This window comes from Pseudomonas sp. GW821-FHT03E01 (genome assembly GCF_059420765.1).
In genome coordinates, this window is sequence record NZ_JBWKUI010000001.1 from 149798 (window position 1) to 174679 (window position 24882).

Below are 24882 nucleotides of genomic sequence, written 5' to 3' on the forward strand. Positions count from 1 at the left end.
GACCGGTTAATTGTTTTTCCAGTCAACGGACGCTTCGAACGCTGCGGCCGCCTGGTAAATCGTGCCTTCGGCATAGTGCTTGCCCACCAGCATGAGCCCGACCGGCAGGCCGTCCACCAGCCCGCAGGGAATCGACATGGCCGGATGGCCGGTGATGTCCTGGGCTGAGGCGTTGCCGATCATTTCCAGCGCCCGGGCCACGTATTCCGTGATCGAGCAACCGGGTTCCGGATGAGGCTGGGCGATGATCGGCACGGTCGGCATCACCAGCAGGTCGTAGCGCGCCAGCGCCGCGTCGTAACCGGCCCGGGCCATGCGTGTGAGATTCTGCGCCTTGGCGTAGAAACGGCCGTTGTAGTGCTTGATGCCGTATTCACCGACAAACATGCACAGCTTGAGAGACGCGGACAGCTGATCCGCCTGCTCGCGCCACCCGGCTTGCTTGTCCAGCAACGTGAGGTCGTACAGGCCTTTCCAGTTAAAACCGGCGCCATTGCCGTGCATCATCTGCATTGTCAGGCCTTCACAGCCGATGGGGAGCCACAGCGAGCCGGCGATCTTGTGCTCCGGCACGGAGACTTCCTCGACATGCGCGCCGAGCCGCTCCAACTGGGCGATGGCGTTACGCACCGATGCAGTTACGCGCGGGTCCTGGTTGGCCAGCTGGAAACCTTCCTGCAGGATGCCGATCCTGAGCCCTTGCACGCCACGGTCCAGGTAATCGCTGTAGGTATCGACCCGGGGCGCGGCCTGGCGTGGGTCGAGGCCGTCGGAGCCGGCCATGACTTCCAGCATCAACGCGTTGTCGCGCACGTTGGCCGTGATGGGCCCGGCATGGTCGATGGTCGCTTCGATCGCCATGATCCCGGTGTAGGGCACCAGGCCGTGGGTCGGCTTCATCCCGTAAGTACCGCAGAATGCCGAAGGAATCCGAATGGAGCCGCCCTGATCGCCGCCGACCGCGAGATCCACTTCGCCGGCGGCCACCAGTGCCGCGCTGCCGGAAGAGGAACCACCGGAGGCGAAACCCTGACGATAGGGGTTGTGTACCGGTGCGGGGTCAGAGGTGTGACTGCCACCGGACAGGCAGTAGTGCTCGCACGTGGCCTTGCCGAGAATGGTCGCCCCCGCATCCAGTAAGCGCGTGACCACGGTGGCATCGAACGACGGGACGAAACCTTCGAGTGGCGCGGCACCGTTCATCATGGGGACGCCGGCCAGGGCGATATTGTCCTTGAGCGCGACGGTTTTGCCCGCCAGCTTGCCTTGCGGTGCGCCGTTGACTTCGGTGCGGTAATACCAGGCGTTCAAGGGGTTGTGGGCCGCCGAAGGGCGGTAGCCGGAACTGCGCTCGTAACGGACGGGCGGCACGCAATCGGGCAGCTCGTCGATCAGGTCGTAGGCGTCGAAGCTCGACTGCATCAGGGCCAGGTATTCACTGGCTTGTTCACGGCTGAGCTGCATGTGCAGGCCGTTCGCGATGTCCAGTAAGTGTTCAAGGGTGGGACGAACGATTGCCATGGTGGGGCTGTCCTTATCGTGGTGGCCTGGGGTTCAAGATAATCCGTGCCTCTGCGCGGTGGCTTGGTTGAAAAAGACACCGACTTGGTTGAGCCGGACATCCTTGCGCCAGGCGCAGGAAGGGTGTCCGGCGGCTGTCTGCTGGACGGTTGGCTAGAACACGTGCGCGTAACGCAGGTTCATGCGGAAGTCCTCTTTGGCGCCGTTATCCACTGAAAGGTCCTTGCCCAGCTGCAGCTGGAGCTGGTCCTGGGGGGTGACGAATTTGGTGGCTGTCAGGCGGAAGTTGGTGGTGCCCATTTCGTCGTCCTGGTTGACACGCGCGACGCTGGTTTCACCGCCCCAGGTACGCCCGAAGCCGACGCCGAATGCCATGGTGGGGTCTGGCATGTAACGGCCCATCACCTGGGCAGCGTAGGACACGTCCTGCTTGAGGCGGTCGCCATTGGCGCCGTAATCGGTGTTATCGCCATACCAGGTGGCACCGCCGACCAGGTCCATTGCCCACTTCTCCGTGAAGTGCTTGACGTAGGCGCTCTGCAGCTCGAATTTCCAGCGGTTCTCACCGAGGTTGAGCGCGTCGTTCTTGTCGTAGGTACCGGAAGGGACATACACATAGGGGGCGATACTGAGGGTGTCGCGGGCTTCATTGAGCCGCCACTTGACCGGCGCGGTGAGGATCAAGTCGCCGACGCCCCGGGTACTGCCGAGTGTCGAGGCATCGCCGCCAGTGGAAACGTGCCCGAAGGGCAGGAGGAATTGCGGGTCGATGGTGACCGCTTCACTCAGCGCGTACACATGGAGCAGACGCAGGATGCCGACGTCCGAGCTCAACCTGAAGTCCGAGCTGGCCTTATGGCCATTGGCGTAGGCCGAGTCTGTGGTGGAGTGCTGGTAGTAAATCGCGCCGATGGTAGCGCCGACCGGGTATTGCTCGTAATCGCCAGGGGCCACCTCACCAGCGTTCGCGTGGAGTACGGGCAACAGCGTGGAGAGTGTCAGCAGACGGATCTTATTCATCTTTTATTCCTTGCACGGCAAGGCCGTGCCGCCCGGGCAGGGCGGCAAAACGGCAGAAATTCGGGGTTTTAGACGCCGGCCAGGTTCAGGATGCAGGCGATTGCGCGTCGCGCAGCATTCCGGTCTGCGGGTGACAGTTGATGTACTCGAACACCTGGCTCTTGGCGTCCGACACCGACACTTCGTGGTACAGCCGCAATTTCTTCAGGCCCGCCGCGACACGGAAGAAGGTCACGAAAATTCGCAGATGGGTGGGGTGGGATTCCGCCCAGCGTTCGAGCTTCTCGATCGAGCGCCAGTGACCGATGTTGTAGCTCACGTCGAGGAAGTTGCCGTCCAGGTCGATATTGCGCACGAAGCGGTTGCTGTAGCAGCCCAGGGGTTGGCCGTTGTCACGCAGGAAGTCCATGCCGTCCTGCAGGGTCGGCAGGATCTCGTCGAGGTACAGTGAACGTTCTTCAGCCTCGGCGTCCGCCCAGTCCTGGCCTGAGCGAATCAAGGCGAGGTTGTCATGCCCCATGATCACCACCCGGCCACCCTTGGCGGGATCACCCGCGACCACTTGCAGCTCGCTGGTGGGCATCATCCAGTCTGTCTGGGAGATCGGGAAGCGGTCGCGCATCGAGCCCCAGTAGCCGTGTTCTTCGATTTCACCACTGGTCGTATCCATTACCGCGCCGACGCCGGGCAGGTTGTCCTGGAAGGCATACAGGGTCTCAAACTGCTCGGCGCGCGGGGCGCTGATTTCACGGAAATAGCCAAGGCCATCACTCAGCCGATCCGACGAAGCCCACCAGTCATTCACCTCCGGTGAACGCAACCAGCGACAGTGGGCCGCCGGGTCTTTCCAATACCCGACGACAATCAGATTGTCGAAGCCGCTGTTGTCGGTGTGGTGGGTCAAGTCGTGGTTCTGCGGGCCATTGGCCAGGCTGAAACTGCCGACGATATGACGCATCGCCTGCAACGCGGCCTCGCGCTGTGCATCGCCTTGATACTGCACGCCGAAGTACCCCATCACTACTTGTTGCAGTTGCTCGTCAGCGCGTGCCACCCACATCGGAAACGGCGGCTGATACTCATCGGGCACGCGGCGGGACAGGGTGCGTGGGCATTTGAGATGTTTGTCGATTGCAGATTCCATCTTGAGCTCCTCGTTTTTTTTCAGGCAAGCGGTTTGGATTCACGCTTCGGCGGCGGAGTGCGCTTGGCGACCTGCCGTCGATGCAGCAGCTTCATGGCTCCCCATTCAATCAACCAGTAAACCGACTCCTCAGGCACGAGATCGCGCATGTGCAGAAGCCAGGATGAGTCAGGCAATTGTTTTGAATATTGTCGGTCCATGGGAGGCCTCATCAGCAGGGGGATGAGCTGCTGTGAGGTGAAAATTAGGCTGGACGGCGATAGGCCGCTTTGTTCGTCAGGACAACCGTTTGGTTGTAAAAGACAACGCCGACACACGCGGCGCGGCCATGATCGGCATTGGTGCACCCACGCCGAATACGTCAGGCACTCTGCCTCTAAGTGGGGATTTTGAGGTGTTCTCGCGTCACGTTGGCCGGGTGAAAACCTCGATGGCAGTCACTTCGCAGAGCCCTTCAGGATCGGCATGAATGCGCTTGGCCTGTTAATTGCTGCGATAAAGCCGTTAGAACTTCTCGCGCTCTTACTGCAAGGTTGTACTGAGGTCCGTGGCATGAACCCAAGCACTCAATATTCGACCCTCGCTGTCGCGGCCCCGCGCCGCTTTGATTATTGGAAGGAAGTGGTCTGCCGCCATTGCCTGGCGGCCGATAGCAAACCTTTGTCCCAGAGCAGTTTTGATGGCTCGCTTGCAGTCAATACCGTGGGTGATCTGGACATTTGTTCGCTGTCTGCACCCCTGCATTACTGGGAACGCTCCGAGCAGCATCTGCGCAGTGGTCCTTCCGAAGATTTATGGTTGGGGTTCTCTCGAAATGGCCACGGCCAGATTGAACAAGGCGGCAGAAAAGCCAACCTGGCGGCGGGCAATTTGTTTCTTTATGACGCAACTCAGGCGTTTCGATTCAGCTTCGGTGGCACTGAAAACCACCTGGTGCGCATTCCGCGAGCCTTGCTCGTCGAACGCCTGCCACGTATCGCCGATTACACCGCGATGGTTCTCGACGAGCGGCGTCCGGGAGTCATTCCATTGCGTGAAATGTTGCGTCAGGCCGCGAGTGCGCCGGCATCGTTGCAGGATGAGGCCATCTCGAACCGTTACTCCAGCGCTTTGCTCGACCTCCTTGTCATCAGCCTGGAACTCCAGGACTTGAAGATCAGTCACGATGAGCTGGATCTCTACGGCCGCATCATGAAGTACATTCAACGGCACTTGACCGAGCCGGACTTGTCGATTGAAGTCATCGCGCAGGCCCACAATGTGTCCACCCGCACCGTCACCCGAGCCTTCGCCCGCTACCAGAAGACCCCCGTGGCAGAAATTTGGAAAGAGCGCCTGAATGCCAGCCGTGAAGCGATCGAGCGCGGTCAGGTGCGCAGTGTGTCCCAGGCGGCGCTGGACTTCGGGTTTTCTGACTTCTCCCATTTCAGCCATGCGTTTCGCAAAGCATTTGGCGTTGCGCCCAATACCCTGTTGCATCGAAATTGAGTGATGCCCCGAAGGACAGTGCCCTTGCGCTTGAACGCTCTTCTGTGAAAGCGCAGGGCGTTTCCTGCGGGGCGTTCTGTTTGGACCGGGGGACATGGTGGACACATGTTCGGAGACATAGTGGACAGTTAACGAAGCCGTTTACCTGATATTACGGATCGGGCGTTCATCTCAATTTGTGCAACGCGATGCCTACCCAGTAGACATCGTGCTTGCCGTCCTCCAAGGTCCTGCGCAAGCCCACACGCTCACCGGTAAACGCCCGGGCCCAGCTTGAGCTCCTACCCTCACCAGTTGAGCTCCCCGTTGGCTTGCACTGTTCGCACTTCGTCATCATCGCCGTACTCCAGTTCCGCCGGTACTTCCTGATAGCACAGCTCACTTTGCCGGTACCGGGAGGCAGGAACGTTAAAATCCGGAGCTTGGTGTGGACGTTGGTGATTATAGATTTCCCGCCATTGGTCTGTTACGGTCGACGTATATCTAATACTTTCAATCATGTTCAGACCACTTTGCACGTCAACCACGCCCCCCAGAAAAGGCTGCTGAAGAAACGGGTAGCGTCTCCAAATCCGGCGTCATGCAAGAGTTTTTGAACCGCCGCCTCGGAATGTGGAGGATCAGCACCTTGAAGGATTTTCCCAAGCTTGACCTTCACTTCATCCGGGCTGGCTCCATGCTGCCGCCACCGCTGCCCCCAAGCCGCAAGCAGTAGCGGCTGGCTGGCATAAGCGTATTGATTCCCCGCGACAATCAACGGCGCCCCCGGTTTTAGATGAGCCCGAATGGATCGTAAAATTTGTCGCTTGGTTTCATCTCCATCGAGATGATGGAGTACCCCGATCAAGGTCGCTGCGTCGTATGACTCGTCTGCTGCCAGGTCTTCAACATGCCCAAGATGCATGGCCGTTCTTTCAAGCAAGTTGTTTGCCTCTAATTGCTGCTTTGCAGCCTCCAACATCGGCTCGGACGGATCAACGGCCGTGAAGCGCCAACCCGGCTCAAGCTTGGCCATAGCAACAATTTCCTGCGCCGTACCGCCAGCGCCAACTACAAGTATTTTTGCCGAACGTGTAGCGCCCAGGCTTGCCGCCAGCATGCACGCCGCCAAGTCTTGGCAGGCGTCATATCCTGCTAGCGCAATACGGCTCTGTCGTCCGTACTCATTGGCTCGTGAGGTATCAAATTTTTCTGAGTTGAGAGGGGATGATTTCAAGGCGGTTCTCCATGTCCTGAAATCAAGCTACGCCAGACATAGCAATAATAAAAATTCATTAATTTTATGTGGAGCATTCCTGAAGGGAATGCATACCTCAAAAAAATGCATCGTCGGATCAAGTCCAATGGCTGTTACCCATGTTTTGACTATTCGAGCGTATTGCCTGATGGAGAGATGATCCGGGTCATCCACAGCGATCGGCAGTGCGCGTGGGTCGGGCGCAAGTCAAGGGGGGGGAGGGACGCTTTGGTCTGGTCGTGCGGCGTTGGGAAGGTATGTATGATGACGCATCTATTGTTACCGATGGTCCCCATCCGCCGCTCAGAACCGCCCCGACGAGGCTATTGCAGCGGTGCACTTGTATTAAGGGGTCTATTTTATGGCCTACATGTCGTCCAAGCTCAGTGGTCAGTCGCCCGAAGTGTTTCACTTGGAGACTAGCGACACCAGTGGCTACGCCGTGGATTGGCACGCCCATGACTGTCATATGCTGCTGTTACCACGCCAGGGTGGGCTATTCCTGTCGACCGAAAGCAGCCAGACTTCTCACGTTTCGCCCCGGTTGTTTTCCTTTGTGCCGGCAGACTTTGCACACGCAACCCAAGCGGCTCCGGGGCGGGAGAAACATATGACCTTGTATGTCGATCCCTCTTACATCAAGCATCAAGGACAGATGAACGGTTACAGCGGTTTCGCCAAACAGGTAAATCGATCGGGGATCTGGCAAGGAACAGAGACGCTGGAAAGTATCTTGCGCCTGTACGACCAACTGCAAGGCAGTGCATCTGCGGAGGCCTTTCAGCGCCAATTACCCCATCTCAATCATCTGCTCTTCGAGGAGTGCGCGCGGGTTATCGCTTGTCAGCAGACTCAGCCGCAGCCGAGTGAACATCAGCAGCAGGCGACGCTGGTTCGCGACATACAGCGCTACATTCAGGAGAATCTGGAAACAGATTTGGATATTGAGTCGATTGGGCATGAGTTCCACCTGTCACGGCGTCACCTTACTCGTATCTTCAAAGACATTACGGGCGAAACCCTGCTGGATTTCACCAACCGCACCCGAGTGGAAACGGCCGCCCGGCTTGTTTCATGCACTTCACTATCGATCCTCGAAGTCAGCCTCGCGGTAGGCCTGGACTCCCCCTCATACCTTGCTCGACTGTTCAAACGCCACCTGGGCCTAACCCCAAGCGGGCTACGCAAACCCCGCTAACGATCTGGCCCAAACGGGCGCATGGACGGCCCGATCAAGCGCTTTCGCCAAAATGATGCTGGCCACAATAGACCTCGTCTCCAACATTGAGAGGTCACAATGAACGACGTGGACGTTGTAGAAGTCTTCAAGTCCAGCCAGGGAGGCGACAAACGGGTATCCATCGCAATCGGTGCCGCCGGGCTTGGCGCTGAGCCGATCATGACGATGGCATGCGCCAATCTGCGACTCATAGCGACCAATAACGGGCCGGGCAGACTGAGTTATTGGCAGGAGCGAAAAGCAAAAGAAGTCATGATGGAAAACCTTGATTGCGGCATTCAGGTTTCGGCCGTAGCCAAGGAGTGTTCCTTGTCACGAAGTCACTTCTCCCGAGCTTTCAAGAATGCTACGGGCCACTCCCCACGTGATTGGCTTCAGCTTGCAAGATTAACCCGAGCGAAAGAATTCCTTGAGCAAACTGATTTTTCTATTTCTCAAGTGGGGTTGGAGTGCGGGTTTGCTGATCAAGCCCATTTCACCCGAATGTTCTCCAGTAAATTCAATATGCCCCCAGGAAAGTGGCGGACACAAAAAAAGTCCCAGCTGTAGGGGTGGATCCCCCCTGGAGAATCCATCAAGGCCACCACACCCGTCCGATTGTCAGTTGGACGGGTGTGGTGGGGGCTGCCATTGATAGCAGGCACTCCTTGTTGGTTTTCGGTCCGCTATTTTTGATGGCTTGAGCAGGCAAAGTCCGAAGGGTCGAACCGATCGGTCGTGTCCATCCGGATACTGCGCAGGCTCACCGTTTCCAGGTGTGACGCGTATAACGTCTCTGCAAAATAACTGATCAGGATGGAGCGCCGGCGTGCGCCGATCGAGTTCAGACTGCCCGCATGCACTAAATCGGCATCAAACACCAGGATGTCACCCGCGGAGCCTGAAAGCTGCACGGACCGGGACTCGTCATTGAAGTCGAATGGCGGCGCTTCCTGGTCAGGGCGATGGCTGCCGGGGACGATACGTGTTGCGCCGTTCTCGGGGCCATAATCGTCGAAGTAAGCAATGGCGTTCACAATGTCGCCGGGCCGTTGGGCCGACAAGTCGCGGTGCAGCTGCTGATGACCGCCACCTGCAAGGGGCTCGCGACCCTCCACCTGCGAGAGGAAAAACCGCTCTTCGATCAATTCACCCACCACCGCCAGCAGCTCCGGCAGACGACACACCGCCTGAATCTTCGAATCAGAATCCAGCAGCGAATGGCGCCAATCCATGCCACGCGGCACTGGCCATTGGGACGCCGGCTTCACGCCGGCATCGAACACGGCACGAAGGTCACCCAGCCACTCGGCCGGGATCGCTCGACGGAGCAGCGCAAAGCCATCTCGATGGAGTTGTTCGCGGTCAGTCATGGATTCCTCAATTTCCTTGCCACCAACGCATCAAAAATCCTGCAGTTGCGCGCGTAACTGATGGACATCATAGAAGAGCAAAAGTGGACAGCCTGTTCTTCGCGCTCGTTTAGATCTGTTCCAGCAACCAGGTACGGAACGCGATAAGCGATGGCAGCATTTCGTTGCGCGGCGGGTAGGTCAGGTAGTAGCTGCGCTGGCTGGCGAACGGCTGGTCGAGGCTGATCAGCTCTGCGTTGGCCAACTCGTCGGCCACTAGAATACGTGGCACCAAACCGATGCCGATGCCGGCCCTGACGGCCTGGATCAAGTGCGAGGTGAGTTCGAAACTCGGCCCCAGCCGCATCATTCGATGGGGCAGGCCGTGATGGCTGAACCACTCGCCCCAGACGTTGGCGTTGTTTGCGACGTTGAGCAGCGTCTGTGCGCCAATGCGCTCCGGCGTCCAGGCGTCGTGGAGCTCGGCCACTTCTGGAGAAATGATCACCATCAGTTCTTCGGTGTGCAGGCGATGGCTGATCAGGCCCGGCAAATCGGCATTGCCGACGACGATCGCGGCATCGATACCGCTGGTTTCGAAGTCGATGGCGTCGATCCGGGAATTGATGTGCACCAGCATGCCGGGATGGGTTTTGTAGAAGTCATGTAGGCGCGGCAATAACCACTTCGAGCCGAAAGTCGGCAAGGTGGCCAGGCGCAAGGTGCCGCTGCCGGATTGATAAGCCATGGCTTGCAGCGTGGCGCTGCGGATGCGTCCGAGGGCTTCGCTCATTTCTCGCTGGTAGAGACGACCGACATCGGTCAACTGCACTTGCCGGCCTTCACGGCGAAACAGCGTCAGGCCCAGTTGCTGTTCCAGCGCCTGGACTTGCCGGCTCACGGCGCTTTGGGTCAGTGACAGTTCCATCGCGGCGCGGGTGTAGCTTTCATGGCGGGCGGCGGCCTCAAAGGCCAGCAGCAACGACATCGAGGGCGTAAGGTGACGGTAATTCATTCGTAAAAGTCATCGATAGCGGCAGGATTATCCGTTTGTCCGGCGCCAGAGCCTACAGGATCATTGGCGTAGCCGACGACCTGAGGCTGACCCATTAATGCTCAGGGGACAAGTGTTTTGATTTTTTCCCATGATTAGACCGACAAGAGAACAGCCTGCGATGATCGCTCAGTTGCCCACCGTTGCACTCGCGGCAGACTACCCGGAATTTCTTCAGGCCCTGCGCGCCAGCGGTTTTCGTGGCCAGCTCAGCGCCGACTACGCCACCCGCACCGTGCTGGCGACCGACAACTCGATTTACCAGCGCCTGCCGCAAGCGGCGGTGTTCCCCATGGACGCGGACGACATCGCACGCATCGCGACCTTGATGGCCGAACCACGCTTTCGCCAGATCAAGCTGACCCCGCGAGGCGGCGGCACCGGCACCAACGGCCAGTCATTGACCGATGGCATCGTGGTCGACTTGTCGCGGCACATGAACACCATCCTGGAAATCAACGTCGCCGAGCGTTGGGTGCGGGTGCAGGCGGGCGTGGTCAAGGACCAGCTGAATGCCGCGCTCAAACCCCATGGGCTGTTCTTCGCCCCGGAGCTGTCGACGTCCAACCGCGCCACCGTCGGCGGCATGATCAACACCGACGCCAGCGGCCAGGGGAGTTGCACTTATGGCAAGACCCGCGATCACGTGCTGGAACTGCACAGTGTGCTGCTCGGTGGCGAGCGCCTGCACAGCCGGCCTCTGTCCGACGCGGAGCTGGAAGTGGCATGCACGCAATCCGGCCGCATCGGCGAGGTGTACCGGACGGCGCGGCACATTCAGGAAACCCAGGCCGACCTGATCGAGTCGGTATTCCCGAAACTCAACCGCTGCCTGACCGGTTACGACCTGGCGCACCTGCGCGACGAGCACGGGCGTTTCAACCTCAACAGTGTGCTGTGCGGTGCGGAAGGTTCGTTGGGCTACATCGTCGAGGCCAAGCTCAACGTGCTGCCGATTCCCAAGTATTCGGTGTTGGTGAACGTGCGCTACAGCAGCTTCATGGATGCGTTGCGCGACGCTAATGCGTTATTGGCGCACAAGCCGTTGTCCATCGAAACCGTGGACTCCAAAGTGTTGATGCTGGCGATGAAAGACATCGTCTGGCACAGCGTCGCCGAGTACTTCCCGACGGACGCCGGGCGCGCGACGCTGGGCATCAACCTGGTGGAGTTCAGCGGGGAAGACCTGGCGGACGTAAATGCTCGCGTGGCGTCGTTCGTGGAGCATCTGCAGGCCGACACGACGATTGAGCGACTGGGCCACACCCTGGCCGAAGGGGCCGAAGCCGTGACCCGCGTATACACCATGCGCAAACGCTCGGTCGGGTTGCTGGGTAACGTCGACGGCGAGGTTCGCCCGCAGCCTTTCGTCGAAGACACTGCCGTGCCGCCGGAGAAACTGGCTGACTACATCGCTGAGTTCCGCGCCTTGCTGGATAGCCATGGCCTGGCCTATGGCATGTTCGGTCACGTCGATGCCGGTGTGTTGCATGTACGTCCGGCGCTGGATATGAAAGATCCGGCCCAGGCCGCTCTGGTCAAGCCGATTTCCGATGCCGTCGCCGAGCTGACCCGGCGTTATGGGGGGCTGCTGTGGGGTGAGCACGGCAAAGGTTTGCGTTCGGAATATGTCCCCGAGTTTTTTGGCGAGCTGTACCCGGCGCTGCAATCGCTCAAGGGCGCGTTCGACCCGCACAATCAGCTCAATCCCGGCAAAATCTGCACTCCGCCGGACGCCGCCCAAGGCTTGCTCAAGGTCAACGAAGTCACGCTGCGTGGTGACCTGGACCGGCAAATCGACGAGCGCGTCTGGCAAAGCTTCGGCTCCGCCGTGCACTGCAACGGTAACGGCGCCTGCTACAACTACGATCCCAACGATGCGATGTGCCCGTCGTGGAAAGCCACCCGTGAACGCCAGCATTCGCCAAAGGGCAGGGCTTCATTGATTCGCGAGTGGTTGCGTCTGCAAGGCGCGGCCAATATCGATGTACTGCAAGTGGCCCGAGGCAAGCTGTCGTGGCTGAGCGGGTTGCCAACGCGGTTGCGCAATAACCTGGCGCGCTCGCGTGGCGAGGCGGATTTCTCCCATGAGGTCTACGACGCGATGGCGGGGTGTCTGGCCTGTAAATCCTGTGCGGGACAATGCCCGGTCAAGGTCAACGTGCCGGAATTCCGTTCGCGATTTCTGGAGCTGTACCACGGTCGTTATCAACGCCCGCTGCGCGACTATTTGATCGGCTCGCTGGAGTTCACCCTGCCTTACATGGCCTACGCGCCAGGTGTGTACAACGCGGTGATGAGCTCGAAATGGGTGAGCCGTCTGCTAGAGCGACAGGTCGGTATGCTCGACAGTCCGTTGATCAATCGCCATAACCTGCAGGCCACGCTGACCCGCTGCAAGGTCGCTGTCGCCAGTGTGCCAGCCTTGCGCGAGCTCACTGTCGCGCAACGCGAGCGCAGCGTGGTGCTGGTGCAGGACGCCTTCACCCGGTACTTCGAAACCCCGTTGCTGGCGAGCTTCATCCAGTTGGCGCATCAGCTGGGTTATCGGGTGTTTCTGGCGCCCTATAGCGCCAACGGCAAGCCTTTGCATGTGCAGGGTTTCCTCGGTGCCTTCGCCAAGGCGGCGATCCGCAACGCCCATCAGCTCAAGACGCTCGCCGACTGTGGAGTGCCGCTGGTGGGGCTGGACCCGGCGATGACCCTGGTCTACCGCCAGGAATATCAGAAAGTACCGGGGCTCAACGATTGCCCAAAGGTCCTGCTACCCCAGGAATGGCTCTGCGATGCGTTGCCGGAAAATCCGCATCCGGCGACTGATACCTTCCGTTTGTTGGCGCACTGCACCGAGAAAACCAATGTCCCGGCCAGCACTTCGCAATGGGAAACCGTTTTTGCCCGGCTCGGGCTCAAGTTGACGACTGAGGCGACCGGCTGCTGCGGCATGTCTGGAACCTACGGTCATGAAGCCCGGAACCAGGACACCTCGCGGACCATTTTCGAGCAGTCATGGGCCGGCAAGCTGGACAAAAAGGGTGAGGCGCTGGCGACGGGATACTCCTGCCGCAGTCAGGTGAAGCGCTTCGCCAACACGCAATTGCGCCATCCACTGGAGGTTGTGCTAGAGCGCATTGTTCAGCCAGTTCGCTGATGCAAACGCTGCGGCTGATTGCACGCAGCATCAGTTCCTTGGCGCGGCGCTCCTGCCCGTCGGACGAGGCGCCCACGGGCGCGCCAAGGTGCATTGATGGTCTGGATTCACCTGTCAGGAGTGAGCCGGGTAATCCACGTATCCACGCTGATCGCCACCGAAGAAGGTGCTCGGATCCGGCGCATTGAGCGACAACCCGTCGCGAATTCGTCGTGGCAGATCAGGGTTGGCCAGAAACGGCCTGCCGAACGCGATGATGTCCGCGCGACCGTCGATCAAGGCCTGTTCCGCTGTCTCGGGGTCGTAGCCACCGGCGATCATCAGCACGCCGTCCCACGCTGCACGCAGTTGGCCGATGATTGCATCCCAGCGCGGATCGAAGTTCTCGTCCTTGACGGTGCCGACGACGGCAGGCTCGACGAGGTGCAGGTAGGCCAGATTCCACTGGTTCAACGAACGTACGATGTGGCCGAACGTAGCTTGCGGCGTCTCATCGCCCATGCCCATGAAGCGTCCCATCGGCGTGAGGCGTACGCCCACGCGCTGCGCACCGACTTCGTCGACGACGGCAGCAACCACTTCCAATAACAGGCGCGCACGGTTTTCCAGGCTGCCGCCGTAGCTATCCTCGCGCTGGTTACTGTTGCTGTTGATGAACTGATCCAACAGATAGCCGTTGCCGGCGTGAATTTCCACGCCATCCATCCCGGCACTCAGCGCGTTGCGCGCGGCCCGGCGGTAGTCGTTGATGATGTCAGCGATCTCCGAAGTTTCCAGTGCCCGCGGAACCGGCACATCGCCCCACACACCGTTGCCATCCGCGTCGACGATGAACGTCTTGCCCGGCACGGGTAATGCGCTCGGGGCCACTGGAAGGGCATTGCCAGGCTGGAAGCTTGGGTGCGACACGCGGCCCACGTGCCAGAGTTGCATGAAGATCAAACCGCCGGCCTCGTGCACCTGGCTGCTGACTTCGCGCCAGGCCTGTACCTGCTCATCGCTGTAGATGCCCGGGGTCCAGGCATAGCCCTGGCCCTGTCGGGAGATTTGCGTCGCCTCGGTGATGATCAACGCGGCGCTCGCACGCTGGCGGTAATATTCGGCGTTCATGGCCGTCGGGACATCGCCCGGTTGCCCGGCGCGTGAGCGGGTCAGCGGCGCCATCGCCACTCGGTGCGGGAGTGTGTATGGCCCCAATGCGATGGGTTGGAACAGTTGCTGCGTCATAGAATTTCTCCAGGTTTCGAAAAGAGGGAGCAGGGCGGCGATGGATGTTTGGCCAGGCACCGTATGGCTGTAAGTTAATCCGCTGCATGCCGCTTGATAATCCGCATCAGCCTCTACGCTGCATTGCGTGAAACGCAACGCTGCGCAGGGTCAGGACGGTTGCTCTGAGCGGGTCAGCGGAAGGTTCAGCCAGCGTCGGCCGGTAGCGTTCGCCACAGCATTGCCGAGGGCGGCGGCCATCGGTCCCTGGACGATTTCGGCGGCGCCGAGAAACGGCTGTCCCGGTTGGTCGAGCAGATGAACATCGACCTTTTTCGGCACCTGCGAAAAGCGCAGGATCGGGTAGCCACTCCAGTCGTAGCTGCGTATGCCCCCGGCGTCATAGGCGACTTTTTCATACAGCGTCCAACTGGTGGACTGTACGATCCCGCCTTCCACCTGGTTGCGCAGGCCATCGGGATTGACGATTTGCCCGACGTCTACCGCCGTGACTACGTGATCTATCTGTACCTCGCCTGTCTGCGGATGCACCTGCAAGCGCACCGCGATCGCGCAATAGCCCATGATGTTTTTGTAGCGGGCAAACGCGAAGCCGATGCCCGCGCCAGGTTCGCTGCTTTTTTGCGGCCAGCCGATGGCGTCGCGCACGCGCTCCACCACGGCCCGCGCCCGGGGATCCGCCAGATGGGCAAGGCGCAAGGCCACCGGATCGCTCCCGGCCCTGGCGGCAAGCTCATCGATGCACGCCTCGATTGCGAAGATGTTGATGTGCGCGCCCAGCGAGCGCATGGCAGAGGTGCGAAACGGCATCTCAGTGACGAAGTTCATGTTGATGCGCGTGGATGCCAGCGTGTACAGCGGCACGGCATTGCGATCGCCGTCGCCTTCAGGTTGAGCGATGGGCACCGAAGGCGCAGAGATGAACGGTCGGGCCAGCAGTCGCGCCGGCAGCAGCCGGCCCGCGTTGACGATGCGTTCGTTATGCGGCGTGGTCCACAGTTCATAATTCCAGTCCTGCAGTCGACCTTGCGCATCAAGATTGGCCTGCACTTCAGTCACCATCGCCGAGCTGTAGGGTTCCCAGAGATTTTCCTGCTCGCGCATCCACTGCACCCGCACCGGCGTGCCCGGTATTCGCATGGCAATCAACGCCGCGTCGGCCGCTGCATCGTCTGCGCCGTTGTGGCCGTAACAACCGGACCCTTCGGTGTGGATACAGCGAACGCGCTCGGGCGGTAGCCGCACCATTTCGGCGATCCCGGCGCGCAGCGGATACACGCCTTGGGTGTGGGTCCAGACGGTGAGGGTGCCGTCCTTGAACCAGGCCACGGCGCAGGATGGGCCGATGGATCCGTGCATCAGGTATTGCTTGGTCACGCGCGCTCGATAGCTCTTGTCGGTCGCCACCTGTGGGGTGCCCTCATGGCTGATCGGGTAGCGGCGTGAAGGCAGGCGCTCGAGCAATGTGTGGATGTCCCGTGACTCGGGTATCGCTTGTCCACCGCTCCAGCGCGCCGATTCATATCCGCTGCGCATGGCCTTGATCGCTTGCCATTCATCACGCGCCACCACGGCAAGGTAATTGCCGTCGCGAATCACCTGCACAACCCCGGCCAACGTTTTGATCGACTCCGCGTCGAAGGCCTCCAGCGTACAGCCGGGACGTGGAGGGCGAATGACCCGAGCGTGCAGCATGCCCGGCAGACGAATGTCCTGAACAAATGCAGGACCGCCGCTGACTTTTGCCGGAATATCCAGCCGTTGCAGCGAATGCCCGATCAGCTTGAAGCCCGTCGCGGGCATTGCCGGCGATTCGGACTTGGCATAGAGGTGCAGATCGACGTTTTTGACGGCGTCAGCGTAGGACATTCGTTGTCCGGCAGGGCCGTGAATGACGCCTTCCTGTGTCGTCAACAGTGGCGGTGCCACCTCCCAGCTGCGCCCGGCCGACTGCAGCAATAACTCACGCACTTGCGCCGCCGCGTTGAACAGCGCGGTGCCGCTGTCGAAAATGCTATGGCTGCCAGCGGTGTAGCCTTCGTTGGGCGTCAGGGCAGTGTCGGCCGTCAGCAGGTTGATCGCCGTCGGCGAAACCTCCAGACGTTCGGCGGCAATTTGCAGCAAGGCTGTTTTGACGCCAGTGCCCAATTCGACCTTGCCGGTGTAGACGGTGATGCCTTCAGGGCCCACGCGAATCCACGCATCGAGGTAGGGATTGGTGCGCAGGCTGCCGGGCAGATCAGGCGCCAGCACCACCGTGCCGAGCGTATCCACTTCGGTGTCGGCCCATGCACGACGCGCTGCCGGCACCAGGGTAAACGCCACCAGCAAGGCGCCTCCACGCAAGAAAGCCCGGCGACTGTGGTCGACTTTTTTCTCCACGATCATGTCGCGCTCCCGTTTTGCCCGGCCACCAGGCTGATTGCCTCGATAATCCGCAGGTGGGTGCCGCAACGACACAGGTTGCCTGCCATGTGCTCGCGAATGGTCTGCTCGTCCGGGTGCGGATTGCTTTCCAGCAATGACTGCGCGTGCATCAGCATGCCGGCGATGCAGTAGCCGCATTGAGCCGCCTGTTTGTCGATAAAGGCTTTCTGCAAAGGGCTGGGACGTTCGGCAGAACCGAGGCTTTCAACCGTTCGAACCTTCTTGCCCTCAAGGCCCGCGCAGGGCGTCACGCAAGAAAAGACCGGTTTGTCATCGACGATGACCGTACAGGCGCCGCACTGCCCCAAACCACACCCGTATTTGGCGCCGTTCAGCCCCAGATGATTGCGCAGCGCATAGAGCAGCGGCATATCAGGTTCCAGCTCCAATGCATGGGCCGAGCCGTTGACGTTGAGCGTGACTTGGGTCATTTCGTCTCCTGACGGATCGCTTCAATAGTGGAAGAAAGCTCTGTCCAGGGTTGGTCAGGCCTGGCTTGCTGGCGCAGGTATGACGCCAGGGCGATGAGTTGAACGTTGTCCAGGCTGGCGGCAAACGGCGGCATGACCGGTCCGGGCACGCCCGGAATTGCCGGCACGCCTTCGAGCACGGTTTTCAGGAAGTTGCGTGCGCTTGGGGCTTGCAGTGCCGAGGTGCGATCCAGCGCCGGACGCCCGTCGATCTCGCGCATCGGCGCCGCAGGGGCATGACAACCGGCGCAGGCACTGGCGAACAGCAGGGCGCCGCTGGTCTGGTCCAAGGTCTCAACGTTCCCGGCGCCGGGTTGGATTTCGGTGATCGCAGCCTTGGTTTGCAGGCTCAGCAAATACTCGGCAATCGCCTCGGCGTCACTGACCGGCAAGCGAGCCAGACTGAGGCTGACCGGGCGCATCGGGCCCGCGGCTGTGCCGTGCCCGTCCACCACTTCTGCCCGCAGATAGTGGACCAACTGCTCAGTGCTCCACGGGTTTGCGCGACGGGCCATGCCGAGCAGCGAAGGCGCCTCCCAGCCATCCACCTTACCGCCCGCGAGGCTTGTGCCGGACTTCTCGGCACCGATCAGGTTCAACGGTGAATGGCAGCCCGCGCAGTGGCCGGGGCCTTCAACCAGATAACGTCCGCGATTCCACGCTTCAGATTGCTGCGCCACAGGTGTCAGCGGCTTTGCATGCAGGAACAGCAGATTCCAGAACGACACCAGTGGCCGGAGGTTCATCGGGAAATTCATGTGGTTTTGCATGGCCGGTGAGTTCACGGCAGGGCCGCTCATCAAGTACGCATACGCGTCGGCAATGTCGCCTTCGCTCATGCGCCGGTAGTGCACGTACGGGAAGGCGGGGTACAGGAAGTGGCCATCGCGGGCTATCCCTTCACGCATCGCCCGCTCGAACGCCGGCAGTGACCATTGGCCGAGACCGGTCTGCGGATCGGGTGTGATGTTGGTGCTGTAGAGCGTGCCGAACGGCGTCACCAGCGGCAGCCCGCCTGCCATGTATTGACCGCCCGGACGCGTATGGCACACCGCACAATCGCCTGCTTCGACCACCCGCGCACCGCGCTGCAATTGCGCGGCATCGAACGCTCGCGGGCGCTCAATCGGTGCTATCGCCGGGCGCCACATCAGCATCGCTGCGCCGATTGCACCTATCGAAGCGAGGACGGCCGCGCTGATCCAGAGGGGGCTGGATCTCAGGAAATTGCCCTTCATGAGGGTTTGCAACGCGAGAGGCGCGCAATGCGCATCGATGAGGGATTCGGGATCATGAACAGCTCCTTGAGCATCCGGGGGAAGGGCGCTGATGGAGAGCCCTGCGCCAAGTGCCCAAGGTTAGAGAAAGCGCAAGCGCCGGAGTATTGCCACGTCGCGCAATAGCGCTTTGCGCCAACGGCAACGCCGGGGTCGTTGCGGATGGCGCATCACTCCATTGCCCGGATGATGGATTCTCTGTGTCGGCCCATGCCCTTAGCCTTGGCATCACTTTCCCGAACTCAACGAGGTGTCATCATGCTCACGGGTAACCCCGCAGCAGCGGCCAAGGCCGAACAGCCTGCTTCACTCTCCGGCCTGATGGTCGCGTTCCTGGCATTTTGCTGCGGCGCGGTCGTGGCCAACCTCTATTACGCCCAGCCGATTGTCGAATTGATCGCGCCGCAGATCGGCCTGTCCAGCGCCAATGCCAGTCTGATCGTTTCACTCACACAGTTTGGTTATGCGCTGGGTCTGCTGTTGCTGGTGCCGCTGGCCGACCTGATGGAAAACCGGCGCCTGGTCGTGGGTTTCACCCTCGCGGCGAGCGTTACGCTGCTGTGTGCCGGGCTGACGCACTCGCCGTCGATGTTCCTCGTATTTTCCTTGCTGATCGGCCTTACTTCGGTTGCAGTGCAGATTCTGGTGCCACTGGCGGCGCATCTGGCACCCGAAGCCACGCGCGGTCGTGTGGTGGGAAATATCATGAGCGGGCTGCTGCTGGGCATTCTGTTGTCGCGTCCGCTGTCCAGCCTGATGGTGGAAGTGTTCGGCTGGCGCGGGGTGTTTTACAGCGCGGCGGCACTGATGGCCGTCATCGCCCTGATCACCGCGGCTGCGCTGCCGCGCCGTGTGCCAACGCATCAGGCGACTTATGCCGCGCTGATCGGCTCGGTGTTTACCCTGGCTCGTCGCCATCCGGTGCTGCGTCAACGTTCGTTGTATCAGGGATTGTTGTTCGCCAGCTTCAGCCTGTTCTGGACGCTTGCGCCGATTGAGCTGATGCGTCACCACGGTTTCAGCCAGGCGCAGGTGGCGATTTTTGCCCTGGTCGGAGCGGTAGGTGCAGTCGCTGCGCCGATTGCCGGGCGCTTGGCCGATGCCGGCCACGGCCACCGCGGAACACGGGTCGCACTGCTGCTGGCACCGGCTTCATTGTTGATCGCTGCGCTGCCCGGCAGCAGCTACCTGTGGCTGGTGGTGTGTGCGGTGCTGCTGGATTTCGCCGTGCAACTGAACATGGTGCTGGGCCAACGGGAGGTGTACGCCATCGACCCGCACAGCCGGGCACGCCTCAACGCCGTGTACATGACCAGTATCTTCGTTGGCGGTGCCTTGGGATCGCTGGTGGCGAGCCCGCTCTACGAGCACTTCGGCTGGAACCTGTCTGCCGCATCGGTGGCATTGCTCCCGACCCTGGCTTTGGTGATGTTCCTCGGTCGCAAGGCCAATGCCTGAGCGCCGGGTGCCGGGGAGTCCGGTGAAGCACGGTCGTACAAGACGGCTGGCGAACGGTGATGCACTATCATCACCGTTTCTTTTTGACCGGATTACGCTTATGGACAAGTTGCTGGCACTGAAGATGTTTGTTGAAACCGTGCGTTGCGGCGGTTATTCCTCCGCGGCGCGCAAGCTCGGCATCTCGACGTCTTCGGTCACTCGCCAGGTGGCGGGGCTGGAAAACGAGCTCGGCGCCAGCCTGCTCAACCGCACGACACGCAACACCAGCGTGACCGTCGCCGGGCAAACCTATTTCGAAAAGGCTGTGGCGATTCTTGACGCCATCGACGAAGCCGATGCCGTGGTTGCCGACCGTGGCAGCGAGGCGCAAGGACGCCTGCGGATCAGCGTCCCTGTCGAGTTCGGTCGGCGGATCATCGCGCCGCATCTGGGCCGATTGCTCGAGCGCCATCCGGGACTGGAAATAAGCGTGTCGTTGAGCGATCAGGTCAGCGACCTGCTGAGCGAACAGATCGATGTGTCAGTGCGTCTGGGATCGTCGGTGGTCAGTGAAGACATCGTCAGTAAACGGGTAGGGGCCTTCCAGCGCTGGGTGGTGGCCAGCCCGGATTACCTGAGCCGCCACACGGCGCCGTGTCATCCTCGCGACTTGCTCGAGCACCAATGCCTGCGCTTTGATTACGCTGGTTCGCACCAGTGCTGGACGTTCCAGGGCGATAAGGAAACCATCCAGCTCAATGTGCACGGCCGCCTGCAAAGCAACAACGCCGACATCCTGCGCGAAGCGGCAATCGCCGGCGGCGGGGTGACCCTGTTGGCCGACTGGCTGGTGCGCGACGATGTCGCCGCAGGCCGGCTGACGCGGTTGCTGGAACACTACGAAGTCAATCCCGGCAGTGCGAGCAGCTGCATCAACGCGCTGTATTTGCCCAACCACCGGGGATCCAGCCGGATCAATGTGTTTATCGATTTTCTAGAGGAAATCCTCACGCCTGGCGTGTCAGCTATACAAATGGCTGGCCAGTAAAGCCACGCGGTAGCCGTTGCAGTCCGGGCATCTCGATCAGCCGTTGGGTCCACTCTGCGCGCCAGTCGTTGGCGGCGTGGGTGGCTTTGGCTTTGCGTGCGGCCCGACGTGCGGCGTTGCGTTCGGCTTTGCGCGCTTCCTTGTACGCATCGGTGTTGCGGCAGCTTCTGCATTTCACCCGGTTCAATATGCTGCTGGAAGTGAGGTTGCTGCCTTTGTGCCCGCAGGCCAGGTGCCCGCCGACTTTGAAGTGAGTGACCATGGGACATACTCCTTCGTGATGTGTAAGCGTTCGACACCTGGCGGGTGAGGGCGTTCGTTCGCGTTACGGCAGGCAAAAAAATGGCCCGCATGCGGGCGGGCCAGGGGATGTTTTCAAAGGAGCAAGTGAACTGTAGGAGTTCGGTTGTGAAGACGGTGTGAAATGGCCGAAGGCACGAATAAAAAAAGCCCGGCAAAACGGGCCGGGTTGGGATGTAGCGCGAGTCTGGCAGGCAGGCATAACCACGGTGACGAAGAGGTCACCGCTCAGTGTGCTGAATTGGACTCTGTCCCTGGCTCAAATAACGCGGTCGCCTGATTTGAACCGAGGCAGTGGCGGCTCGACATGTTTGAGTGCAGACAACGCGCTGCGAATCTGCGGCGTGTCCTTCTCGATGTCGTTCAAGCGGTCACGAATCCTGAGCGCTGTCGGATGCCCCCCTTGATGATCGACCCAGTCGGCGATCTCCTTGCACGCAGCAGCAAGGCGGGCCTGACGGGAGTCAAGCAGGGTGAGCAGGGTGGCGATAGACTCTTTCTCGGACATGACAATCACCTCCGTTCAAGGAAATCGGCTAAAGGGCAACAAAAAGCCCGCGGGGGAGCGAGCTTTCTGCCGATGGGTCGCTGGTCCTTCAGCTCCTTCAAGTATAGACCCGGAAAATGAAAGTGGCCGGCGTCAAGCCAACCCGTGCGACACCGGCGAACTGGCCTCGTTAAGCCTGCGACATTCGCGCCTGGCGTCCTCTTCAAGATCGTAACCGTCACCGATAAAGCCGCGAGTACGGGTATCGATGATGCGATACCAGACGGCGGCGTCGGGTGGTGGGTGACCGGTTTCTCCGGCCCGGCGGCCATGAACGATGATCTTGTTGCAGCGTTTCACAACGAAAATGTCTTCCATGGCGTCCACCGAAGCTGTTCGTGTTCAGATCAAGCATAGAAGCGCTTTGCGATCATGCAAAAAACTGGTGGGTCAGTTCGTCGGTTCAGTGCCCCCTTGAATACGTCTCGGCGACGGGTTCAGGCCAACACCGCCACCGCTTTGATCTGCGCCCAGAGTTGCTGGCCGGGGTGCACGCCCAGTTGATCCCGGGAGTAGCGGGTGATTCGCGCCAGCAGCGGTGTGCCGGCGGCATTCAGGCGGATCAGTACGTGAGCAGCGTTGTCGGCGCCGATTTCACTGATCACCGTGACCGGCAGGCGATTGAGGATGCTGCTCTGTTCGACGCCTTGCAGGCTCAGGCTGACATCCCGCGCCTGAACCTTGCAGCGCAATGCCTGGCCCTTGGTCATCGGCGCGTGGGCGACCCGAATGCTCAGGTCGGTGTCGGGCAGTTGCAAGGTCAGCAGCTGGTAGTCGGCGTCATAGGCGCTGACGTGCCCTTCGATCACCACGCCGGCGTCATCGCCCAGCGCCAGCGGCAGATCGAGCCGGGCCAGGGTTTCGCCGATGGCGCCGCTGGCCAAAGCCTTGCCGTTGCTGAGCAGGACGAGGTGATCGGCAAGCCGCGCGACTTCATCCTGGGAATGGCTGACGTACAGCACGGGGATGTCGAGCTCATCGTGCAACCGTTGCAGGTACGGCAGGATTTCGTTTTTACGCTGGGTATCGAGCGCCGCCAGTGGCTCGTCCATCAACAACAGTTTGGGGCTGGTGAGCAGGGCACGGGCGATGCCGATACGCTGGCGCTCACCGCCTGAAAGATTCTGCGGATTGCGGTCGAGTAAATGGCCAATCCCCAGTAACTCCGTGGCATGCGCCATGTCGACCCGCCGCTGTTGGCGAGGGATGCGCTTGAGGCCGAATTCTAGATTGGCCCGCACCGACAGATGGTGAAACAGGCTGGCTTCCTGGAAAACATAACCCAGGGCGCGTTTATGCGGCGGGACGAAAATCCGCTTGTCGCTGTCCTGCCAGACTTCATCGTTGATCTGGATAAAACCCTGCCCGGCCTGTTCCAGACCGGCGATGCAACGCAGGCATGTGGTTTTGCCCGAACCGGAATGACCATAGAGCGCAGTCACTCCACGGCCGGGCAATTGCAAGTCGATATCCAGGGCAAATCCCGAATAGCTCAGTTTCAAGCGCGTTTGAATCATGGGTCAGCTCCAGGCCGCTTTGGTTTTACGGCTGGAGTAGAGCGCCAGCAACACTGCAAAGGAGAACACCAGCATTGCCCCGGCCAGCCAATGGGCCTGGGCGTATTCCATGGCTTCGACGTGATCGTAGATCTGCACCGAGACCACGCGGGTTTTGTCGGGAATGTTGCCACCGATCATCAGCACCACGCCAAACTCGCCGACGGTGTGGGCAAAACCGAGAATGGCCGCGGTGATGAAACCGGGACGGGCCAGCGGCACAATCACGCTGAAGAACGTGTCCCAGGGGTTGGCGCGCAAGGTGGCGGCCACTTCCAGTGGGCGAGTGCCGATGGCGGAAAAGGCATTTTGCAGCGGCTGGACCACGAACGGCATCGAGTACAGCACCGAGCCGATCACCAGCCCCGCAAAACTGAAGGTCAGGGTGCCGAGCCCCAGCGATTGGGTGAAGTGGCCGATCCACCCGTTCGGGCCAAGCGCCAACAGTAAATAAAAGCCAATCACCGTGGGTGGCAGCACCAGGGGCAGGGCGACGATCGCCCCGACCGGGCCGCGTAACCAGGATTGGGTACGCGACAGCCATAACGCAATCGGAGTGCCAATGATCAGCAGGATGACCGTGGTCAGGGACGCCAGTTTCAGGGTCAGCCAGATCGCGGAGTAATCGGCACTCGATAGCGTCATTTAGAGTTGGTAACCATAGGACTTGATGACGGCGGCGGCTTTCGGCCCCTTGAGGTAGTCAACCAATGCCTGGGCGGCCGGGTTGTCCTTGCCCTTGTTGAGGATCACCGCGTCTTGTTTGATCGGATCATGCAGGTTGGCCGGAACGATCCAGGCCGAACCGTTGGTCACTTTGCCGTCTTTGTAGATCTGCGACAAGGCCACAAAACCGAGTTCGGCGTTGCCGGTGGACACGAATTGGTAAGCCTGGGTGATGTTCTGGCCTTCAACGATCTTGCCTTTGACCTTGTCGGTCAGGCCTTGCTTGGCCAGCACCTGAGTGGCAGCCAGACCGTACGGGGCGGCTTTCGGGTTGGCGATGGAAAGATGCTGATACTGGTTGTCGCTCAGAACCTTGCCCTTGGCGTCGACATAACCTTCCTTGGCCGACCACAGCGCCAGCGTGCCGATAGCGTAGGTGAAGCGCGAACCCTTGACGGTGTCGCCTTCGGTCTCGAGTTTTTGTGGTGTGGTGTCATCCGCCGAGAGCAACACTTCGAACGGCGCGCCGTTCTTGATCTGGGTATAGAACTGGCCGGTTGCACCAAAGGAGGTGACCAGTTTGTGCCCGGTGTCTTTCTCGAAATCGGCAGCGATGGCCTGGATCGGCGCGGTGAAGTTGGCGGCAACGGCGACCTGGACTTCGTTCGCGTGGGCGGACCCGAAAGCGAACACGCTGAACAGGCACACAGGGGCAAAACGTGAGGCACGCATGGTCAT

The 24882-nt window shown here is 60.6% G+C and carries 24 protein-coding genes; 6 read left to right on the forward strand and 18 right to left on the reverse strand.

Annotation, left to right across the window (positions count from 1 at the left end; translation table 11 throughout):
• Positions 1 to 6: 6 nt before the first annotated feature.
• From AC07VO_RS00790 to AC07VO_RS00805, 4 genes are all read right to left on the reverse strand, one after another.
• A complete protein-coding gene (locus AC07VO_RS00790) occupies positions 7 to 1521 on the reverse strand; it encodes an amidase (protein WP_192350391.1) in 1515 nt (504 codons plus the stop codon).
• Between the two features lie 153 nt (positions 1522 to 1674).
• On the reverse strand, positions 1675 to 2541 hold the full coding sequence (locus AC07VO_RS00795) for a transporter (protein ID WP_310391996.1): 867 nt from the start codon (positions 2539 to 2541) through the stop codon (positions 1675 to 1677).
• An 85-nt stretch (positions 2542 to 2626) separates the two neighbouring features.
• A complete protein-coding gene (oxdA, locus tag AC07VO_RS00800; protein ID WP_192350395.1) occupies positions 2627 to 3685 on the reverse strand; it encodes an aliphatic aldoxime dehydratase in 1059 nt (352 codons plus the stop codon).
• 20 nt (positions 3686 to 3705) lie between these two features.
• Positions 3706 to 3885 (reverse strand): hypothetical protein, encoded by a 180-nt coding sequence (locus AC07VO_RS00805; RefSeq protein ID WP_192350397.1) that lies wholly within the window; start codon positions 3883 to 3885, stop codon positions 3706 to 3708.
• A gap of 352 nt (positions 3886 to 4237) precedes the next feature.
• Here AC07VO_RS00805 and AC07VO_RS00810 point away from each other — a divergent pair, with 352 nt between their 5' ends.
• Positions 4238 to 5173 (forward strand): AraC-like ligand-binding domain-containing protein, encoded by a 936-nt coding sequence (locus tag AC07VO_RS00810; protein ID WP_018929040.1) that lies wholly within the window; start codon positions 4238 to 4240, stop codon positions 5171 to 5173.
• A 166-nt stretch (positions 5174 to 5339) separates the two neighbouring features.
• Here the strand turns inward: AC07VO_RS00810 and AC07VO_RS00815 are convergent, their stop codons facing one another.
• Entirely contained in the window at positions 5340 to 5510 is a 171-nt protein-coding gene (locus AC07VO_RS00815) for a hypothetical protein (RefSeq protein WP_018929041.1), read from the reverse strand.
• Between the two features lie 165 nt (positions 5511 to 5675).
• Positions 5676 to 6389 (reverse strand): class I SAM-dependent methyltransferase, encoded by a 714-nt coding sequence (locus AC07VO_RS00820; RefSeq protein WP_192350398.1) that lies wholly within the window; start codon positions 6387 to 6389, stop codon positions 5676 to 5678.
• A gap of 382 nt (positions 6390 to 6771) precedes the next feature.
• On the opposite strand from AC07VO_RS00820, the gene AC07VO_RS00825 reads away from it, so the two are divergent.
• Positions 6772 to 7608 carry an AraC family transcriptional regulator gene (locus AC07VO_RS00825; RefSeq protein ID WP_086945561.1) on the forward strand — a complete coding sequence of 279 codons (837 nt, stop codon included), beginning with the start codon at positions 6772 to 6774 and terminating at the stop codon, positions 7606 to 7608.
• A 99-nt stretch (positions 7609 to 7707) separates the two neighbouring features.
• Positions 7708 to 8199 (forward strand): helix-turn-helix domain-containing protein, encoded by a 492-nt coding sequence (locus AC07VO_RS00830; RefSeq protein ID WP_064617675.1) that lies wholly within the window; start codon positions 7708 to 7710, stop codon positions 8197 to 8199.
• Positions 8200 to 8315: 116 nt separating this feature from the next.
• Here AC07VO_RS00830 and AC07VO_RS00835 read toward each other — a convergent pair whose 3' ends face one another.
• Together AC07VO_RS00835 and AC07VO_RS00840 are read right to left on the reverse strand one after the other, a co-directional pair.
• Positions 8316 to 9002: a phytanoyl-CoA dioxygenase family protein gene (locus AC07VO_RS00835; protein ID WP_192350400.1), complete on the reverse strand. Its 687-nt coding sequence runs from the start codon at positions 9000 to 9002 to the stop codon at positions 8316 to 8318.
• Between the two features lie 109 nt (positions 9003 to 9111).
• Positions 9112 to 9996 carry a LysR substrate-binding domain-containing protein gene (locus AC07VO_RS00840; RefSeq protein WP_096480274.1) on the reverse strand — a complete coding sequence of 295 codons (885 nt, stop codon included), beginning with the start codon at positions 9994 to 9996 and terminating at the stop codon, positions 9112 to 9114.
• A 160-nt stretch (positions 9997 to 10156) separates the two neighbouring features.
• Between AC07VO_RS00840 and ydiJ the strand changes: the two genes are divergently transcribed.
• A complete protein-coding gene (gene ydiJ, locus AC07VO_RS00845; RefSeq protein ID WP_192350402.1) occupies positions 10157 to 13186 on the forward strand; it encodes a D-2-hydroxyglutarate dehydrogenase YdiJ in 3030 nt (1009 codons plus the stop codon).
• A 114-nt stretch (positions 13187 to 13300) separates the two neighbouring features.
• Here the strand turns inward: ydiJ and AC07VO_RS00850 are convergent, their stop codons facing one another.
• The 4 genes from AC07VO_RS00850 to AC07VO_RS00865 all read right to left on the reverse strand — a co-directional run bounded on the left by AC07VO_RS00850 (position 13301) and on the right by AC07VO_RS00865 (position 18467).
• Positions 13301 to 14413, reverse strand: coding sequence for an alkene reductase (locus AC07VO_RS00850; protein WP_192350404.1), 1113 nt, complete (start codon positions 14411 to 14413; stop codon positions 13301 to 13303).
• A gap of 150 nt (positions 14414 to 14563) precedes the next feature.
• Positions 14564 to 16801 carry a xanthine dehydrogenase family protein molybdopterin-binding subunit gene (locus AC07VO_RS00855; protein ID WP_192350406.1) on the reverse strand — a complete coding sequence of 746 codons (2238 nt, stop codon included), beginning with the start codon at positions 16799 to 16801 and terminating at the stop codon, positions 14564 to 14566.
• Positions 16798 to 17271: a (2Fe-2S)-binding protein gene (locus tag AC07VO_RS00860; RefSeq protein WP_192350407.1), complete on the reverse strand. Its 474-nt coding sequence runs from the start codon at positions 17269 to 17271 to the stop codon at positions 16798 to 16800. The genes AC07VO_RS00855 and AC07VO_RS00860 overlap by 4 nt, the downstream gene beginning before the upstream one ends.
• Positions 17268 to 18467: a cytochrome c gene (locus tag AC07VO_RS00865; RefSeq protein WP_225609184.1), complete on the reverse strand. Its 1200-nt coding sequence runs from the start codon at positions 18465 to 18467 to the stop codon at positions 17268 to 17270. The genes AC07VO_RS00860 and AC07VO_RS00865 overlap by 4 nt, the downstream gene beginning before the upstream one ends.
• Positions 18468 to 18845: 378 nt before the next feature.
• On the opposite strand from AC07VO_RS00865, the gene AC07VO_RS00870 reads away from it, so the two are divergent.
• Positions 18846 to 20045: an MFS transporter gene (locus tag AC07VO_RS00870; RefSeq protein ID WP_192350411.1), complete on the forward strand. Its 1200-nt coding sequence runs from the start codon at positions 18846 to 18848 to the stop codon at positions 20043 to 20045.
• Positions 20046 to 20145: 100 nt separating this feature from the next.
• Complete coding sequence (locus tag AC07VO_RS00875) at positions 20146 to 21075, forward strand: LysR family transcriptional regulator (protein WP_018929053.1); 930 nt, start codon at positions 20146 to 20148, stop codon at positions 21073 to 21075.
• Here the strand turns inward: AC07VO_RS00875 and AC07VO_RS00880 are convergent.
• The 6 genes from AC07VO_RS00880 to modA all read right to left on the reverse strand — a co-directional run bounded on the left by AC07VO_RS00880 (position 21053) and on the right by modA (position 24876).
• Positions 21053 to 21337 carry a hypothetical protein gene (locus tag AC07VO_RS00880; RefSeq protein WP_192350413.1) on the reverse strand — a complete coding sequence of 95 codons (285 nt, stop codon included), beginning with the start codon at positions 21335 to 21337 and terminating at the stop codon, positions 21053 to 21055. The genes AC07VO_RS00875 and AC07VO_RS00880 overlap by 23 nt on opposite strands.
• A gap of 297 nt (positions 21338 to 21634) precedes the next feature.
• Positions 21635 to 21883, reverse strand: a complete 249-nt coding sequence (locus AC07VO_RS00885) for a hypothetical protein (protein ID WP_018929055.1) — start codon at positions 21881 to 21883, stop codon at positions 21635 to 21637.
• 132 nt (positions 21884 to 22015) lie between these two features.
• Positions 22016 to 22240 carry a hypothetical protein gene (locus AC07VO_RS00890; protein WP_192350416.1) on the reverse strand — a complete coding sequence of 75 codons (225 nt, stop codon included), beginning with the start codon at positions 22238 to 22240 and terminating at the stop codon, positions 22016 to 22018.
• 119 nt (positions 22241 to 22359) lie between these two features.
• A complete protein-coding gene (modC, locus tag AC07VO_RS00895) occupies positions 22360 to 23439 on the reverse strand; it encodes a molybdenum ABC transporter ATP-binding protein (protein ID WP_138867479.1) in 1080 nt (359 codons plus the stop codon).
• A gap of 3 nt (positions 23440 to 23442) precedes the next feature.
• Positions 23443 to 24123: a molybdate ABC transporter permease subunit gene (gene modB / locus AC07VO_RS00900; RefSeq protein WP_018929058.1), complete on the reverse strand. Its 681-nt coding sequence runs from the start codon at positions 24121 to 24123 to the stop codon at positions 23443 to 23445.
• Positions 24124 to 24876, reverse strand: coding sequence for a molybdate ABC transporter substrate-binding protein (gene modA / locus AC07VO_RS00905; protein ID WP_374727784.1), 753 nt, complete (start codon positions 24874 to 24876; stop codon positions 24124 to 24126). It lies immediately after the preceding gene.
• Positions 24877 to 24882 lie beyond the last annotated feature (6 nt).

Bases quoted from the DNA above. Each gene is read 5' to 3' on its own strand.
- AC07VO_RS00875 (WP_018929053.1), top strand. From the start codon at position 20,146: ATGGACAAGTTGCTGGCACTGAAGATGTTTGTTGAAACCGTGCGTTGC.
- AC07VO_RS00835 (WP_192350400.1), bottom strand. From the start codon at position 9,002: ATGACTGACCGCGAACAACTCCATCGAGATGGCTTTGCGCTGCTCCGT.
- AC07VO_RS00855 (WP_192350406.1), bottom strand. From the start codon at position 16,801: ATGATCGTGGAGAAAAAAGTCGACCACAGTCGCCGGGCTTTCTTGCGT.
- AC07VO_RS00790 (WP_192350391.1), bottom strand. From the start codon at position 1,521: ATGGCAATCGTTCGTCCCACCCTTGAACACTTACTGGACATCGCGAAC.
- ydiJ (WP_192350402.1), top strand. From the start codon at position 10,157: ATGATCGCTCAGTTGCCCACCGTTGCACTCGCGGCAGACTACCCGGAA.
- AC07VO_RS00885 (WP_018929055.1), bottom strand. From the start codon at position 21,883: ATGTCCGAGAAAGAGTCTATCGCCACCCTGCTCACCCTGCTTGACTCC.
- oxdA (WP_192350395.1), bottom strand. From the start codon at position 3,685: ATGGAATCTGCAATCGACAAACATCTCAAATGCCCACGCACCCTGTCC.
- AC07VO_RS00860 (WP_192350407.1), bottom strand. From the start codon at position 17,271: ATGACCCAAGTCACGCTCAACGTCAACGGCTCGGCCCATGCATTGGAG.
- AC07VO_RS00890 (WP_192350416.1), bottom strand. From the start codon at position 22,240: ATGGAAGACATTTTCGTTGTGAAACGCTGCAACAAGATCATCGTTCAT.
- modC (WP_138867479.1), bottom strand. From the start codon at position 23,439: ATGATTCAAACGCGCTTGAAACTGAGCTATTCGGGATTTGCCCTGGAT.
- modA (WP_374727784.1), bottom strand. From the start codon at position 24,876: ATGCGTGCCTCACGTTTTGCCCCTGTGTGCCTGTTCAGCGTGTTCGCT.
- AC07VO_RS00815 (WP_018929041.1), bottom strand. From the start codon at position 5,510: ATGATGACGAAGTGCGAACAGTGCAAGCCAACGGGGAGCTCAACTGGT.
- AC07VO_RS00870 (WP_192350411.1), top strand. From the start codon at position 18,846: ATGCTCACGGGTAACCCCGCAGCAGCGGCCAAGGCCGAACAGCCTGCT.
- AC07VO_RS00850 (WP_192350404.1), bottom strand. From the start codon at position 14,413: ATGACGCAGCAACTGTTCCAACCCATCGCATTGGGGCCATACACACTC.
- AC07VO_RS00840 (WP_096480274.1), bottom strand. From the start codon at position 9,996: ATGAATTACCGTCACCTTACGCCCTCGATGTCGTTGCTGCTGGCCTTT.
- AC07VO_RS00825 (WP_086945561.1), top strand. From the start codon at position 6,772: ATGGCCTACATGTCGTCCAAGCTCAGTGGTCAGTCGCCCGAAGTGTTT.
- modB (WP_018929058.1), bottom strand. From the start codon at position 24,123: ATGACGCTATCGAGTGCCGATTACTCCGCGATCTGGCTGACCCTGAAA.
- AC07VO_RS00810 (WP_018929040.1), top strand. From the start codon at position 4,238: ATGAACCCAAGCACTCAATATTCGACCCTCGCTGTCGCGGCCCCGCGC.
- AC07VO_RS00805 (WP_192350397.1), bottom strand. From the start codon at position 3,885: ATGGACCGACAATATTCAAAACAATTGCCTGACTCATCCTGGCTTCTG.
- AC07VO_RS00795 (WP_310391996.1), bottom strand. From the start codon at position 2,541: ATGAATAAGATCCGTCTGCTGACACTCTCCACGCTGTTGCCCGTACTC.
- AC07VO_RS00880 (WP_192350413.1), bottom strand. From the start codon at position 21,337: ATGGTCACTCACTTCAAAGTCGGCGGGCACCTGGCCTGCGGGCACAAA.
- AC07VO_RS00830 (WP_064617675.1), top strand. From the start codon at position 7,708: ATGAACGACGTGGACGTTGTAGAAGTCTTCAAGTCCAGCCAGGGAGGC.
- AC07VO_RS00865 (WP_225609184.1), bottom strand. From the start codon at position 18,467: ATGCTGATGTGGCGCCCGGCGATAGCACCGATTGAGCGCCCGCGAGCG.